Genomic DNA, 16,237 nt, shown 5'->3' on the forward strand with positions numbered 1-16,237 from the left:
GGATTTCAAGACCCACGAGGCGAAGACCTGCGGCGCCGGCGACGTGCATCTCATCGAAGAGCCCCACAAGCGGGCCGGTGAGTACATGCCCATCGAAGAAGACGAGCACGGCACCTACATTCTCAACTCCAAGGATCTACGCGCCATTGAGCACGTTCAGCGTCTGGTCGAGATCGGAATCAATTCGCTCAAGATCGAAGGACGTACCAAGAGCCCCTATTACGTGGCCCGCACCTGCCAGGCCTATCGTCAGGCCATCGATGACGCCATTGCCGGCCGTGGTCTCGACCCGGCCCTGCTGGGGCAACTGGAAGGCCTCGCCAACCGCGGATACACCGACGGATTCCTGCAGCGCCATACTCCCCACGAAACCCAGAACTACCTGCGCGGCCACTCCGAATCCGGCCGCAGCCTGTACGTCGGTGACGTAGTGGCCTACGATGCCAAGCGGGGTCTGGCAGAAGTTGCCTCCAAGAACGCCTTCGCCGTGGGTGACCGCCTCGAGCTGGTCCATCCTTCGGGCAATCTTGAGGTCCGTGTCGAGTGGATGCACAACGCACAGGGCGATGCCATTACACGTGTCCCCGGCAGCGACCATCGCGCCTGGCTCCCCCTGCCCGCCGGATGTGTCGGCGCGTTTATCGCGAGGTTTATCTGAAGCCTTTGCAAGTCGCGGAAGAAACCTTGCATAAGGGGCTGAAATAGTTCAGAATGCTCCGCTTTCGGGTGGCCAAATTCACCACCCACGTACCCCAAAGGATAAAGCGATGAAAGCCGATACCCACCCGAATTACAACGACGTGCAAGTGACCTGCTCCTGTGGCAACACTTTCACCACCCGCTCCACCATGGGCAAGCCCCAGTATCACGTGGAAGTCTGCGCCGCCTGCCATCCGTTTTATACCGGCAAGCAGAAGATCGTCGATACCGCCGGCCGTGTCGAGCGCTTCCGTCAAAAATACGGTTCCGTTCAGCGTCTGGGCTGATTTCCGCTCCGTAGCCGGGATCGACCGAAAAAGGCAGCCGCGGCTGCCTTTTTTGTTGTCCGCCCGAACCTACCCACCATGCCTCTCGCCCACTCCCGCTTCTCGCTTCCCGCCCCTTTGACAGGCTGGCCGCTTGCGCTCCTGCTGGCCATTTACCTGCTGGTAGGCACCACAGGGCATCTCCCCTGGCGGGGCGACGACATGACCCACCTGGGGCCGATTCACGCCATCCTGCAAGGTGGTAACTGGCTCCTGCCCGAGATTGCGGGTGAGATCTATCGCGGCGCCTCGCCCCTCTACTACTGGGTGGGCGCCCTGCTGGCGCAGCTCCTGGGCTGGCTCCTGCCCGTGCATGACGCAGCCCGCCTCGCCACCACCCTGTTCTGCGCGGCCACCCTCTACTGGACGGGCTTGGCTGCACGGCGGCTCTACGGAGAGGCATCCTTTGCGCCCGCCATCCTGCTCGGCATGGGATCCCTGGGCCTGGTGGTGCATGCCCACGAAACACAGCCGCAGCTTGCCCAACTCGCAGGAATGGCATTGTGTTTTGCCGGCCTCGGAGAACTCTCCGAACATCCCCGACGGGCTGGCATCCAGGCCGGATTGGGCGCTGCCCTCGCCTTTCTCGCCAGTGGCCTGTCGGGCCTCGCCTTCACGATCCCGGTCATCGTCCTGACCCCCCTTCTATGCGCGCGCTGCCGTAGCCGCACGGCTCTGGGGAGCATTGCCCTGGGGCTTGGCCTCACCGCACTCATCAGCGTCCTTTGGCTAAGTGCCGTAGCCCGCCACGCCCCGGGCGAGATCACGCTCTGGTGGCAGGAAGAGTTGGCCTCCACCCTCCCCCATGCCAGCCATGTTTCCGAGATTGGAAAACTACTTCAGCTCTTCGGCTGGTTTGCCTGGCCCCTGTGGCCCATCGCGGGATGGGCGGTGTGGCGCAACCGTCACGCCATCGCCAGCCCTCAGGTGGCCCTCCCGCTAACGGGCAGCGTCATCGCCATTTTTCTGGTCGCCACAACCGGTGGTCTGCGCCCGGCGGGGCTGCTTCCCGTGCTCCCTCCCCTGTGTCTGCTGGCCGCCTTCGGCGTGAGCAGCCTGCGTCGCGGAGCGGCCAACGCCTTTGACTGGTTCGGCGTCATGACCTTCGTATTTTTCGGCATTGTGGTCTGGCTGGGATGGAGCGCCCTTCGTTTCGGCTGGCCTCCCGGACTCGCCCGCCAAGTCGCCCGCATGGCCCCCGATTTCCAGCACGGCGCATGGCTCGCCGGTGCGCTGATCGGCCTGACACTCAGCCTGCTGCTGGTCATTCTGCCACTGGCCACCCAGCGCTCCGTTCAGCGCGGTGTCACCAACTGGGCGCTTGGCATGACACTCCTATGGTGCCTCGCGGTAACCCTATGGCAACCGTGGTTTGCCCATACCAAGAACTACCAGCCCCTTGCCGTGGAACTTCGCCAAGTCATCGGCCCCGAGCCCGACTGCATCAAGCGTCGGAATCTAGGCGACACGCAGCGTGCAGCACTGGATTACTTTGCCAGTATCCGGACCGTTCGGTACGACACGGCCGACGACTGCAAGCTGCTGCTTACCTACAACGTCGGGGGAAGCACACGGAGCGTTTCGTCAGAATGGCGGCCCGTATGGGAGCGTCGCCTGGGAGGAGGCCGCAAAGCGGAGACCTTCAAACTTTATCGCCGCGACTGAAGCCACTTCAGCGGCCATCCAGCTGCACCGGGCAGCCGGTACACTCGCCAACCTTCCCGGATTTACTTTTCGGGCTTACTTTTGCTGCGGCGTCTGGACGAAGATCTCGTCCGGTTTGGTCAGGCCAAGTTCAAAGCGCGCCCGCTCTTCGACAGCCTCATAGCCCGTCTTCAGATCGCGGACTTCCGCTTCCAGCCCGGTATTGCGCTGCTCCAGCTTGCGATTGCCCTCTTTCTGGGCCGCCAGCTGCTTCTCGACTTCCCATACGCGCAGCCAGCCCCCCTTGCCGATCCACAGGGGATACTGCAAGACAAGAGCCAGAAGGATGAGAACGAGGACGGGCCAGCGCATGCCATCGGTGGCTGGCGACCTGCAAAGGCCGCCAGCCACCTCTCCTGCGATCAACGATTGCGCAGGTTGTAGAAGGCGGACACGCCCGGGTAGAAGGCGGTATCGCCCAGGTCTTCCTCGATGCGGAGCAGCTGGTTGTACTTGGAGATACGGTCGGAACGGGAGAGGGAGCCCGTCTTGATCTGCATGGCGTTCAGGCCCACCGCGATATCGGCAATGGTGGAGTCTTCGGTTTCACCGGAACGGTGGGAGATCACCGCGGTGTAGCCGGCACGCTTGGCCATCTCGACGGCGGCAAAGGTCTCGGTCAGGGTGCCGATCTGGTTGATCTTGATGAGGATCGAGTTGGCGATGCCCTTCTCGATGCCTTCCTTCAGGATGCGGGTGTTGGTCACGAAGAGGTCGTCGCCCACGATCTGCACGGTCTTGCCGAGACGATCGGTGAGGATCTTCCAGCCGGCCCAGTCACCTTCCGCCATGCCGTCCTCGATGGACACGATGGGGAACTTCTCGACCAGGGTGGCCAGGTAATCGGTAAAGCCTTCGGAGGTCAGCGACAGGCCTTCGCCCACCAGTTCGTACTTGCCATCCTTGTAGAACTCGGAAGCGGCGCAGTCCAGAGCCAGCACCACGTCACGGCCCGGCTCATAGCCGGCAGCGACAGTGGCTTCCAGAATCAGGTTGAGGGCTTCCTCGGTACCGGAGACGTTGGGCGCAAAGCCGCCTTCGTCACCCACGGTAGTGGGGTAGCCCTTCTTGTCGGTGAGCTTCTTCAGGTGATGAAAGATCTCGGCGCCACAGCGCAGGGCTTCGCGGAAGCTCTTGGCGCCGATGGGCATGATCATGCATTCCTGGATGTCCAGGCTGTTGTTGGCGTGGGCGCCACCATTGATGACGTTCATCATCGGAACCGGCAGGGCCATGCCGCCGGAACCGCCGAAGTAACGGTACAGGGGCAGGCCGGCTTCTTCAGCGGCAGCCTTGGCCACGGCCATGGACACGGCCAGCATGGCGTTGGCGCCCAAGCGGGACTTGTTGTCGGTACCGTCCAGGTCGATCAGGGTCTTGTCGATGAAGGCCTGCTCTTCGGCGTCCAGGCCGATCAGGGCCTCGGAGATCTCGGTGTTGACGTTCTCGACCGCTTGCAGCACGCCCTTGCCCAGGTAACGGCCAGCATCGCCGTCACGCAGTTCGATCGCCTCGCGGGAGCCCGTGGAGGCGCCCGACGGAACAGCGGCACGACCCATGATGCCGGATTCCAGCAGGACATCGGCCTCGACCGTGGGATTGCCGCGGGAATCGAGAACTTCGCGGGCAATGACATCAACAATGGCGCTCATGAACTTCCTTTCTTATCACTGATATTTACAGCGGCGACCTTCCGGCCGCCTCTAACTTCGAAACCGGAAAATCGCTCTCAGGCTCAGGCTTTCAGCTCTTCAAGCCCCTCGGCCTTGACCAGCGTATCGATCGCCTTGAGGGTGGTCAGCAGGGCCTTGAGCCGCGGCAGCGGCCACGCATTGGGGCCGTCGGAGAAAGCCTTGGCGGGATCAGGGTGGGTCTCCATGAACAGGCCGGCGATGCCGACCGCCACGGCCGCCCGGGCCAGCACGGGGACGAACTCCCGCTGACCGCCGGAAACCGTCCCCTGCCCGCCCGGCAGCTGGACCGAGTGGGTGGCGTCGAACACCACCGGGCAGCCCGTCTCGCGCATGATCGCCAGGGAACGCATATCGGAGACGAGGTTGTTGTAACCAAAGGACGCGCCACGCTCGCACACCATGATGGTGTCGGCGCCACCGTTGGCCTCGCGGGCCTTGTCGACGACGTTCTTCATGTCACCCGGGGCCAGGAACTGCCCCTTCTTGATATTCACCGGCTTGCCGGAAGCCGCCACCGCGTGGATGAAGTCGGTCTGGCGGCACAGGAAGGCCGGCGTCTGCAGCACGTCGACGACCGCAGCCACATGGGGCACTTCGGCCTCGGTGTGTACATCGGTCAGCACCGGAACACCCAGCTGCTCACGGACTTCACCGAGGATCTCCAGCCCTTTCTCCATGCCCATGCCCCGGTAGGACTTGCCGGAGCTGCGGTTGGCCTTGTCGTAGCTGGACTTGTAGATGAAGGGGATGCCCAACTCGCCGCAGATGTCCTTGAGCGCCCTGGCGGTCTCAAAGGCCATCTCGCGGGACTCGATCACGCAGGGCCCGGCGATCAGAAAGAAAGGCTTGTCGATACCGACGTCGAAGCCGCAGAGTTTCATGGACTTTCCTTTCAGCCTGCCTGTTGATGGGCCAGGGCTGCCTTCACGAAGGCAGTAAAGAGGGGGTGACCGTTACGTGGGTTCGAAGTGAACTCCGGGTGGAACTGACAGCCGACGAACCACGGATGCACATCGGTCGGCAGCTCGATCATCTCGCACAGGTCGGTGCCGGGCGCCCGGCCCGCCACGCGCAGGCCTTGGGCCTCCAGCTGACTCAACAAGGTGTTATTGACCTCGTAGCGGTGGCGATGACGCTCGGTGATCTCGGCCTTGCCGTAAACATCGCGAGCCAGGGAGCCCTCAGCGAGATGACAGACCTGCCCACCCAGACGCATGGTGCCGCCCAGATCGGAATCCTCACCGCGCTTCTCCATCTTGCCGGATGCATCAAGCCACTCGGTGATCAGGCCGATGACCGGGTAGGCGGTGTGCTTGTCAAACTCGGTGCTGTGCGCACCGGACATGCCGGCCACGTCACGGGCAAACTCGACCACCGCGAGCTGCATGCCCAGACAGATGCCCAGGTAGGGCACCTTGTTCTCACGGGCGTAACGGATTGCCGCGATCTTGCCTTCGGTACCCCGCCGACCAAAGCCGCCCGGCACCAGAATGGCATCCATGGACTTGAGCGCGTCACAGCCGTTCTTCTCGATGTCCTCGGAATCGAGGTAGTGGATATTCACCTTGCTGCGGGTATGCATGCCCGCATGGTTGAGGGCCTCGATCAGCGACTTGTAGGACTCGGTGAGATCCACATACTTGCCCACAAAGGCAATGTTCAGGCTGTTCTGCGGGTTGTTCAGGGCGTCGAGCAGGCGCTCCCAGATGGACAGATCAGCCGCACGAGCCAGGATGCCCAGCTTGTGGCAAACGATCTCGTCGAGCATCTGGTCGTGGAGCATGCCCGGGATGCGGTAGATGGAATCGGCGTCGAGACACTCGATCACGGCCTCCGGCATCACATTGCAGAACAGGGCGATCTTGCGACGCTCATCAGCCGGCACTGAGCGGTCGGCACGGCACAACAGGATGTCGGGCTGGATGCCGATCTCGCGCAGCTCCTTGACAGAGTGCTGGGTCGGCTTGGTCTTGAGCTCACCGGCCGTCGGGATGTAGGGCAGCAGGGTGAGATGGATGAAGCAGGTGCACTGGCGGCCTTCTTCAATGCCCATCTGACGGATGGCTTCCAGGAACGGCAGGGATTCGATGTCGCCGACCGTACCACCCACCTCGACGATGGCTACGTCGGCGCCTTCGGCACCGCGTTTGACGTAGGTCTTGATCTCGTCCGTGATGTGGGGAATGACCTGCACGGTCTTGCCCAGGTACTCACCGCGGCGCTCCTTCTTGATCACGGCTTCGTAGATCTGGCCGGTGGTGAAGTTGTTGCGCTTGCCCATCTTGGCGCTGGTAAAGCGCTCGTAGTGGCCGAGGTCGAGGTCGGTCTCGGCGCCATCCTCGGTGACGAAGACCTCTCCGTGCTGGAAGGGGCTCATCGTGCCGGGGTCGACGTTGATGTAGGGGTCGAGCTTGAGGTGGGTAACCTTGATGCCGCGGGATTCGAGAATCGCCCCGAGGGAGGCGGCGGCGATGCCCTTGCCCAGAGAGGACACGACACCACCGGTAACAAAGACGTATTTGGTCATGACACGGGGGACTTCTGGAAAGGGGAATGATAGCCGATCCAGACCCCTTTCTTCAACGGCTCCGCAGGCTGGTCAGCCATCAATCACCCCGGAACGCCGGTCCAAAGGGCTTCCCGGGGAGGTCAGGACCGTCGATACCAGACCTAGTTGTCGCGGATGAAGTCCCGGTTAACCTCGCGGAAGAGCTCGGTCGCGCTGCGCTTCAGCCACTCGAAGGCAACCATCTCGCGAGTCACCACCTCGACCCCATGGGCCCGCATGCGCGCCAGGGACGCCGCCTTGTCGCCAGGCTTGCGCGAACCGACCGCATCCTCCACCAGGAACACCTCCTTCCCCTGCCAGCGCAGTTCAAGCACGGTCTGCATCACGCAAACGTGCGCCTCCGTTCCCGCCACCACGACCTGACGACGTGCGTCCACGTCCGTGCCGGTCAGGCAGCCGTCGGCAACACAGGAGAAATGGGTTTTCCCAACGAAACGCGCACCCTCTAGCGCCGCCAGCAAGGGCGCGGCCGTAGGGCCAAGGCCCGCCGGATACTGCTCGGAGACCACCACCGGCACCTTCAGGCGCCGGGCAACCCCAGCCAGCCAGATACAGTTGCGCAGCACTTCCTGACCATCGGCAATGGCCGGCAGCAGGCGCTCCTGGACATCGACGATCAACAGGCTGGATTTGGCGCTATCCATCAGCATCGGGAGACTCCTCAGGATTGGAGCTCAGGGCGCGCCCTGAACTGCTCAAGGGCTGCCGGATTGGCAAGCGCCTCCACGTTCTTCACCGACTCCCCATGCACCACCGCCCGCACGGCCAGTTCGACGATCTTGCCGCTCTTGGTGCGGGGGATATCAGTCACCTGCACGACCCGCGCCGGCACGTGACGGGGCGTAGTGTTGTCGCGGATGGTGCGGCGGATGCGGTCGCCCAGCGCCTCGTCGAGGACAGCGCCATCGCGCAGCTTGACAAACAAGACCACCCGCACGTCGCTGGCATCCCCCGGCGGCCATTGCTGACCGATGACCAGCGATTCCACGACCTCCTCCAGCTTTTCCACCTGGCGGTAGATCTCGGCAGTGCCGATGCGCACCCCCCCCGGGTTGAGGGTCGCGTCGGAACGCCCGTAGATGACCAGACCGTCGTGGGGGGTGATCTCGGAGTAGTCCCCGTGACACCACACGTTTTCGAAGCGCTCGAAATAGGCTGCCCGGTAGCGGGTGCCGTCCCGGTCATTCCAGAAGCCGATGGGCATTACCGGGAAAGGCCGGGTGCACACCAGCTCGCCTTTTTCGCCGCGGACGGGCACGCCGATCTCGTCGAACACATCGACAGCCATGCCGAGCCCCTTGCACTGGATCTCGCCGGGCCACACCGGCAGGGTCGGATTGCCCAGCACAAAGCACGAAATGATGTCGGTCCCCCCGGAAATCGACGACAGGCAAAGGTCGGCCTTGATCTCGCGGTAGACGTATTCGAAACCTTCCGGCACCAGCGGACTGCCGGTCGAAAACATGGCCCGCAAGGCCGGCAGGTCATGGGTTTCCCGGGGGCGCAGCCCCGCCTTGGCGATACCGTCGATGAACTTCGCTGAGGTACCGAAATGCGTCATGCCTTCGGCCTGGGCGTAGTCGAAGAGAATGGCACCATCACCGAGCATCGGCGTGCCATCGTAGAGCAGAAGCGTAGCCCCCGAGGCCAGGCCCGACACCAGCCAGTTCCACATCATCCAGCCACAGGTGGTGAAGTAGAACAGGCGGTCACCCGGTTTCACATCCCCATGCAGACGATGCTCCTTGATGTGCTGGAGCAAGGCCCCGCCGGCGCAATGGACGATGCACTTCGGCACCCCGGTAGTACCCGACGAATACATGATGAACAGGGGATGCTCGAATGGCAGCCGGACAAAGGGAATCTCGGTGACCGTCAGGAAAGGCCTGATGAAATCTGCAAGCACCCGGGCGTGATGGACATGGGACAGATCGTGATGGGCGTGCACATAGGGCACCACCACGACCCGCTTCACCGAGGGTAAACCATCGGTGATGGCGGCCAGCCGATCAAGGCAATCCACCACCTTGCCGTTGTAATAGTAGCCATCCACGGCCACCAGCACCTTGGGCTCGATCTGCCCGAAGCGATCCAGCACGCCCTGCACACCGAAATCCGGCGAAGCAGACGAAAAAATGGCGCCGATACTGGACGCCGCCAGCATCACGACGATGGTTTCCGGCAAATTCGGCATCCACGCCGCCACACGGTCGCCCGCAACGACGCCCATTTCCTGGAGCGCCGCCGCAAAATGGGCCACCTGACGATACAGATCCCCATGGGAAAGACGATTCTTGACCCGGTCTTCCCCCCAGAACACCAGGGCGTCACCATCGTCCCTGCCGCGCAGCAGGTTTTCGGCATAGTTGAGTTGCGCGTCGGGAAACCAGCGAGTGCCCGGCATGCGCCCTGGGTTGTCGAGGACGCGGGCGCCCATCTGGCCCCGCACGTCTCCATACGCCCAGATCGAGGTCCAGAACTCGGCCGGTTCATTGACCGACCAGGCGTGCAGAGCCGCATAATCGGGCAGACGTCGGCCCCAGCGTGTCTCTGACTCACGGGAAAAATCGGTGATATTGGCGCCAGCCACCCGATCGGGGCTGGGCACCCACAGGGGCCGGTCGGCAACGGCGTAACTCATCTAACGGTCTCCTCTTGATTTTTCTTGTTGTGCCGGCTCTGCGTCCGGACTTGTCTGGCGATCAGACCCTTAGCTTACCGCGTGACGCAGGGCTTCGGGGATGGGGACCGACTTTCCGGTACGCGGATCCATCCACACCACCTTGGCAGCCCCCTCAGCGAAGAGGCGCTCATCACCCTCAACACACAGCTCGTACCAGGTCATCACGCTGCTACGGCCCGCTTCGCCTGCATACACCATCACCCGCACGGTAGCGGGATAACTCACCGGGATCAGGAAAGTACAGCTGGCATTGATGATCACCGCCCCGGTCTCCGCTTCCGGGCTGACGACGAAACCGGCTTGTTCCAGCCACTCCACCCGCGCCTGCTCGAAGTAACGGAAATAGACGGTGTTGTTCACATGCCCGTAGAAGTCCATATCGCCCCAGCGGACGATCTGATGGGAAGTATGCAGAAGCCGGCGTGGCGGCGCGTCGGGGCTGGCCATTGAGGTCAAGAGGTTCTCCTTGAGTGATTTCTTATATATGCTGGATCAGTACAACACGGGTTGCGTCAACGCATCATTGCCGTCACCAGAACCAAAGGGCAATGTAACATACGCATACGTATGTTACCCAAGCCCCGCCCCCGCGGAATAGCTCAGGATTGCCCTGCAAAGGCCGTAGGGTTACGCTTCGCAAGTTAAGGCCAAGACAAAACAAATCAAATAGATTCAGGAGGAGAAAGCAATGGAACGTGAGGCAATGGAATTCGATGTCCTGATCGTTGGCGGCGGTCCGGCAGGGCTCGCGGCCGCCATCAGGCTCAAGCAACTCAGCGCAGAGAATGGGCAGGATTTTTCCGTCTGCCTGATCGAGAAGGCCGCCGAGATCGGCGCCCACATCCTGTCCGGCGCGGTGATCGACCCCCGCGCCCTGAACGAGCTCATCCCCGACTGGCAAGCCCAGGGGGCGCCGCTCAACACACCGGTAAGCGAAGACCGGGTGATCTTCCTTTCCGAAACCGGTGGCAAACAGATTCCCAACGGCCTGCTGCCCGACGCCTTCCACAACGAAGGCAACTACATCGTACGCCTGGGCAATCTGGCCAAGTGGCTGGGCGAACAGGCTGAGGCACTGGGCGTCGAGGTCTATCCGGGTTTTGCCGGCGCCGAGCTGCTTTTCGACGAGAACGGCGCCGTAGCCGGTGTGATCACCGGCGACATGGGCGTGCTCAAGGACGGCAGCCAGGGGCCCAACTTCCAGCCCGGGATGGAACTGCGCGCCAAATACACGCTGTTTGCCGAAGGCTGCCGTGGGCACCTGGGCAAGCAGCTCGAAACCCGCTACAGCCTGCGCGATGGCGCCGACCCGCAAACCTACGGCATCGGCATCAAGGAGCTCTGGGAGATTCCGGCGGGACAACACGTCAAGGGCCTGGTGGTGCACACCGCCGGCTGGCCCATGGATACGGCCACCTATGGCGGCGGCTTCTGCTACCACCTGGAAGACAACCTGGTGTCAGTGGGCTACGTCGTCGGCCTCAATTACACCAACCCCTACCTGTCGCCCTTCGAGGAGTTCCAGCGCTACAAGACCCACCCGGAAATCCGAAAATTCCTGGAGGGCGGCAAGCGCCTGGCCTACGGCGCCCGGGCCATTGCCGCCGGTGGCCTGCAGAGCCAGCCCAAGCTGGTCTTTCCGGGTGGCGCACTGATCGGCGATGACGCAGGCTTCCTGAACGCTGCCCGCATCAAGGGCTCCCATGCCGCCATGAAGTCCGGCATGCTCGCCGCCGAGGCGGCCTTCGAGGCCCTCGCCGCCGGGCGCGCCCAGGACGAGCTGTCGGCCTTCCCCGAGTCCTTCAAGTCCAGCTGGCTGCACGCCGAACTGCACAAGACCCGCAACTTCAAGCCCTATATGAAAAAGGGCCTGTGGCTGGGGTCCCTGCTCTTCGGCATCGACCAGAAGCTCTTCGGCGGCAAAGTGCCGTGGACCCTGCACAACTCGGCCGACCACACCGCCCTCAAGCCGGCGGCCGAGTGCCACCCCATCCCTTACCCCAAACCCGACGGCAAGCTCAGCTTCGATCGCCTGTCCTCGGTGTTCCTCTCCAACACCAACCACGAGGAAGACGAGCCCTGCCACCTCCAGCTCAAGGATGCAGCGGTCCCCATCTCCATCAACCTGGCCAAGTACGATGCGCCGGAGCAGCGCTATTGCCCGGCCGGAGTCTATGAGATCGTGCGCAGCCCGGAAGGCGACAATCCGCGGCTGCAGATCAACGCCCAGAACTGCGTCCACTGCAAGACCTGCGATATCAAGGATCCGACCCAGAACATCAACTGGGTGGTGCCCCAGGGCGGCGAAGGGCCGATCTATCAGGGCATGTGAGCATTGATGGTCCCCGGGACTTCCGTGCCCGGAGACACGCCGCACAGCAAAAAGGCCGTCGCATGCGACGGCCTTTTTGCTGTGCCTGGATGGCGGGCAGTATCGACGGACTCAGCCCACCCACTTGCGGGCATTGCGGAACATCCGCAGCCACGGCGAATCCTCACCCAGATCAGCCGGATGCCAGCTCATCTGCACGCTACGGGCGGTGCGCTCCGGGTGCGGCATCATGATGGTGAAGCGACCGTCCGGCGTGGTCAGGCCGGTGATGCCGGCGGGCGAGCCGTTGGGGTTGAAAGGATAACGCTCGGCGATGGCACCGCTGTTATCCACGTAGCGCAGGGCCACCTTCGCGTTGTCCTGGGCGTCAATACCCGCGAACACGGCGCGACCTTCGCCGTGGGACACGACGATGGGCATGCGGCTGCCAGCCATGTCGGCCAGCAGGATGGACGGGCTTTCCTGCACCTCCACCATCACGAAGCGGGCCTCGAACTGCTCGCTGCGATTGCGCTGGAAGCGCGGCCAGGTTTCGGCACCGGGGACGATCTCGGCCAGGTTGGACATCATCTGGCAGCCGTTGCAAACCCCCAGGGCGAAGGTGTCGGAACGCTTGAAGAAAGTCTCGAACTGCTCGCGCAGGGCGGCATTGAACAGGATGGACTTGGCCCAACCCTGCCCTGCCCCCAGCACGTCGCCGTAGGAAAAGCCGCCGCAGGCCGCCAGACCCTTGAAGTCCGAGAGACGGACTCGGCCGGCCTGCAGGTCGGACATGTGCACATCGAAGGGCGCGAAGCCCGCCCGCTCGAAAGCGGCGGCCATCTCGGCCTGGGAGTTCACCCCCTGCTCACGCAGGATCGCGATCTTCGGACGGGCGCCGGTGGCGATGAAGGGCGCGGCGATGTCATCGGCCGGGTTATAGGTAAGTGCAACACTAAGACCAGGATTGGCAACATCCGCCAGGGCTTCGAACTCTTCACGGGCACAGTCTGCGTCGTCGCGCAGGCGGGCGATCTGGTAGCTGGTCTCGGACCAGGTCTGCAGCAGCTCGGCACGGGGGGCATTGAACACCAGCTTTGCATTGCGCCAGAAGCGCAGCTCGTCACGGTCGTTGGGTTCGCCGACGAAGTGATAGGAAAGGCGCGCGGCCCGTAGGGCTTCGGTGAAGCGGCTGCGATCGTCGCGGCGAATCTGGATCACCGCACCGAGCTCCTCGGCAAACAGCGCCTTGAAGAGCATGTCGTTGAAGCGCCCCTTGAGGGAATCCGGGCGCTTGTCGAGACCATCCACGTCGTTCATGTACTGGTCGTAGGCGACGGTATCCAGCATCACCGACAGACCGCACTTTGAAGCGAAAGCCATCTCGCAGAGGGTCGCGAAGAGACCGCCATCGGCGCGGTCGTGGTAAGCCAGGATCAGGTCGTCCTTGCGCCACTGCTGGATCAGGTCGAAGAAGGCCTTGAGCTGGTCGGCGTCCACGTCGGGGGCGTGCTCGGCCACCGAGTTGTAGGCCTGGGCCAGCACCGAGCCGCCGAGGCGGTTGGCGTTGTTGCCCAGATCGATAAGCAGCAGCTCGGTCTCGACGCCCTCGGGGAACTGCAACTGGGGCGTGAGGGTGCGGCGCACGTCCTGCACCGGCGCAAAGCCCGTGACGATCAGGGACAGGGGCGACACCACCTGCTTGTCTTCACCGTCCTCGCTCCAGGCGGTGCGCATGGACAGGGAGTCTTTGCCCACCGGGATGGCGATGCCGGCCTGCTGGCAGAACTGGGACACGGCCTCGACGGTCTTGTAGAGCTTGACGTCCTCGCCCCGGTGGCCGGCGGCGGCCATCCAGTTGGCGGAGAGCTTCACGTCACCCAGGCTGCGGATGTCGGCTGCGGCGATGTTAGTGATGGCCTCACCGATGGCCATGCGGCCTGAGGCAGGCGCGTCGAGGGTTGCCACCGGGGTGCGTTCGCCCATGGCGAAGGCCTCGCCCAGGTAGCCCTTGTAGCTCATGGTGGTCACGGCCACATCCGCCACGGGGATCTGCCACGGGCCGACCATCTGGTCGCGGGCGGTCATGCCGCCCACCGAGCGATCGCCGATGGTGATCAGGAAACTCTTGCTGGCCACGGCCGGCATGCGCAGCACGCGGCGGCAGGCGTCGGCCAGATCGATGTCCGTCACGTCGAAGGGCGGCACGAAGACCTGGCGGGTGGACACGTTGCGGGTCATCTTGGGCGGTTTGCCCAGCAGGACCTGCATTTCCATGTCGACCGCGTTGTTGTCGAAGTGGCGGTCGGACACCACCAGTTGACCATCATCCGAAGCCGTGCCGACCACTGCGAACGGGCAGCGCTCGCGCTCGCAGATGGCCTTGAAGACATCCAGGCTCTCCGGCGCGATGGCCAGCACGTAGCGCTCTTGGGATTCGTTGGACCAGATCTCCCGCGGGCTCATGCCCGGCTCTTCGATGTGCACCTCACGCAGCTCGAAACGCGCGCCCAGCTCGGCGGAGTCGGCCAGCTCGGGAAAGGCATTGGACAGGCCGCCGGCGCCCACGTCGTGGATCGACAGGATGGGGTTGGCTTCACCCTTCTGCCAGCAGGCGTCGATGACTTCCTGGCAGCGACGCTGAATCTCGGGGTTGCCGCGCTGTACGGAGGCAAAGTCCAGGTCGGCGGTGTTGGTGCCGGTGGCCATGGACGAGGCGGCGCCGCCGCCCAGACCGATCAGCATGCCGGGGCCGCCCAGCTGGATCAGCAGGGTGCCGGGGCCGAACTTGATCTTGAAGGACTGCTGATCCTGGATACAGCCCAGGCCGCCGGCGATCATGATGGGCTTGTGGTAGCCCCGCACCTCGTCCTGCACGCTCTGCTGGAAGGTACGGAAGTAGCCGGTCAGGTTTGGACGGCCGAATTCGTTATTGAAGGCAGCACCACCCAGGGGGCCTTCAATCATGATATCCAGGGCCGAGGCAATGCGCTCGGGCTTGCCGTAGGCCTGCTCCCAGGGCTGCTCGAAGCCGGGGATCTCCAGGTTGGACACGGAGAAGCCGGTGAGGCCCGCCTTGGGCTTGGAGCCGCGGCCGGTGGCGCCCTCGTCGCGGATCTCGCCGCCGGAGCCGGTGGAAGCCCCCGGGAAGGGAGAGATCGCGGTGGGGTGGTTGTGGGTTTCGACCTTGGCGAGGATATGGGTCAGCTCGTCCTGGTACTTCCATGCACCGTCGGCATCCGGATAGAGCTTAGCCACCGTGGCGCCCTCGATCACAGAGGCATTGTCCGAGTAGGCCACCACGGTGCCCTCCGGGTGGGCCTTGTGGGTCTCGCGAATCATGCCGAACAGGGTCTTGTCCATGGGCCGGCCGTCGATCACCCAGTCGGCGTTGAAGATCTTGTGGCGGCAGTGCTCGGAGTTCGCCTGGGCGAACATCATCAGCTCCACATCGGTGGGGTTGCGCCCCATGCGGGTGAAGTTCTCCACCAAGTAGTCGATCTCATCCTCGGACAGGGCCAGACCCAGTTCGCTATTGGCCACCACCAGGGCATCACGCCCCTGCTCGATGATCGCCACCGTGGTGAGGGGCTGAGGCTGGTAGTGATGGAACAGGGCGTGGGCCGCATCCACATTGTCGAGCACCGACTCGGTCATGCGGTCGTGAATGGCCGGCAGCACCGCCTCGCGATCACGGGCATCAAGGCCACCACGCAGATCGAAGCTGAGGGCCGTGCCCCGCTCGATGCGGATGATCTTGTCGAAGCCGCACTGATGGGCGATGTCCGTGGCCTTGGAGGACCAGGGGGAAATCGTGCCGAGGCGTGGCGTGACCAGCAGCAGGCTGCCCGCTGGCGCGGCGCCTTCGGGGTAGGCACCCAGCAGATCCAACAGCCTGGCCAGTTCTTCATCAGAAAGGGGCGCGCTGATCTCGGCGAAGTACCAGTTCTCCACCCCCAATGCCTTGAGGCGAGGCAACACCATCTTGACCGAATCGGTCAGGCGGGCGAGACGGGAGCGGGAGACGGCGGGCGCACCGCGCAGCTTGAGGATTTCGGACATGGCAAGGAAGGGCGCGAGGTTTGAAACCGCCCGCCCGGAGTCACCAGACTCGAGGACGGACAATAGAAAAGCCGGTGATTATACCCGAGCCCATCGCCGGCTCCGACCACGCTTTCGCACGCACCTCGGACCGGGACATGCCCACCACGTCCGATGCAGGGCAGGAAATGCCGCCGACCTATGCAATAA

The 16,237-nt window shown here is 63.5% G+C and carries 12 protein-coding genes; 4 read left to right on the plus strand and 8 right to left on the minus strand.

Going from position 1 to position 16,237, the window contains the following annotated elements; translation table 11 throughout:
- From J0L98_RS06815 to J0L98_RS06825, 3 genes are all read left to right on the plus strand, one after another.
- Window positions 1–658: U32 family peptidase C-terminal domain-containing protein (locus J0L98_RS06815; protein ID WP_296410851.1), on the plus strand; the 658-nt coding region annotated here is incomplete at its 5' end.
- A 109-nt stretch (window positions 659–767) separates the two neighbouring features.
- Window positions 768–986 carry a 50S ribosomal protein L31 gene (gene rpmE, locus J0L98_RS06820; RefSeq protein WP_296402945.1) on the plus strand — a complete coding sequence of 73 codons (219 nt, stop codon included), beginning with the start codon at window positions 768–770 and terminating at the stop codon, window positions 984–986.
- A 78-nt stretch (window positions 987–1,064) separates the two neighbouring features.
- A complete protein-coding gene (locus J0L98_RS06825) occupies window positions 1,065–2,690 on the plus strand; it encodes a hypothetical protein (protein ID WP_296410852.1) in 1,626 nt (541 codons plus the stop codon).
- A 75-nt stretch (window positions 2,691–2,765) separates the two neighbouring features.
- Here J0L98_RS06825 and ftsB read toward each other — a convergent pair whose 3' ends face one another.
- The 7 genes from ftsB to J0L98_RS06860 form a co-directional block, all read right to left on the minus strand.
- Complete coding sequence (gene ftsB, locus J0L98_RS06830; RefSeq protein ID WP_296402940.1) at window positions 2,766–3,041, minus strand: cell division protein FtsB; 276 nt, start codon at window positions 3,039–3,041, stop codon at window positions 2,766–2,768.
- Between the two features lie 50 nt (window positions 3,042–3,091).
- Window positions 3,092–4,381, minus strand: coding sequence for a phosphopyruvate hydratase (gene eno / locus J0L98_RS06835; RefSeq protein WP_296402939.1), 1,290 nt, complete (start codon window positions 4,379–4,381; stop codon window positions 3,092–3,094).
- A gap of 83 nt (window positions 4,382–4,464) precedes the next feature.
- Window positions 4,465–5,304 carry a 3-deoxy-8-phosphooctulonate synthase gene (gene kdsA / locus J0L98_RS06840; protein WP_296410854.1) on the minus strand — a complete coding sequence of 280 codons (840 nt, stop codon included), beginning with the start codon at window positions 5,302–5,304 and terminating at the stop codon, window positions 4,465–4,467.
- A gap of 11 nt (window positions 5,305–5,315) precedes the next feature.
- Window positions 5,316–6,950, minus strand: a complete 1,635-nt coding sequence (locus tag J0L98_RS06845; protein ID WP_296410855.1) for a CTP synthase — start codon at window positions 6,948–6,950, stop codon at window positions 5,316–5,318.
- 143 nt (window positions 6,951–7,093) lie between these two features.
- Window positions 7,094–7,642: a hydrolase gene (locus J0L98_RS06850; RefSeq protein WP_296410857.1), complete on the minus strand. Its 549-nt coding sequence runs from the start codon at window positions 7,640–7,642 to the stop codon at window positions 7,094–7,096.
- Between the two features lie 11 nt (window positions 7,643–7,653).
- Entirely contained in the window at window positions 7,654–9,633 is a 1,980-nt protein-coding gene (locus J0L98_RS06855) for an acetoacetate--CoA ligase (protein WP_296410858.1), read from the minus strand.
- Window positions 9,634–9,702: 69 nt separating this feature from the next.
- On the minus strand, window positions 9,703–10,122 hold the full coding sequence (locus J0L98_RS06860; protein ID WP_296410860.1) for a thioesterase family protein: 420 nt from the start codon (window positions 10,120–10,122) through the stop codon (window positions 9,703–9,705).
- Between the two features lie 241 nt (window positions 10,123–10,363).
- Here J0L98_RS06860 and J0L98_RS06865 point away from each other — a divergent pair, with 241 nt between their 5' ends.
- A complete protein-coding gene (locus J0L98_RS06865) occupies window positions 10,364–12,007 on the plus strand; it encodes an electron transfer flavoprotein-ubiquinone oxidoreductase (RefSeq protein WP_296410862.1) in 1,644 nt (547 codons plus the stop codon).
- A gap of 111 nt (window positions 12,008–12,118) precedes the next feature.
- Here J0L98_RS06865 and purL read toward each other — a convergent pair whose 3' ends face one another.
- Complete coding sequence (gene purL, locus J0L98_RS06870; RefSeq protein ID WP_296410864.1) at window positions 12,119–16,048, minus strand: phosphoribosylformylglycinamidine synthase; 3,930 nt, start codon at window positions 16,046–16,048, stop codon at window positions 12,119–12,121.
- Window positions 16,049–16,237 lie beyond the last annotated feature (189 nt).

It is taken from the genome of Zoogloea sp. (genome assembly GCF_017302315.1).
Taxonomy (GTDB): Bacteria; Pseudomonadota; Gammaproteobacteria; order Burkholderiales; family Rhodocyclaceae; genus Zoogloea.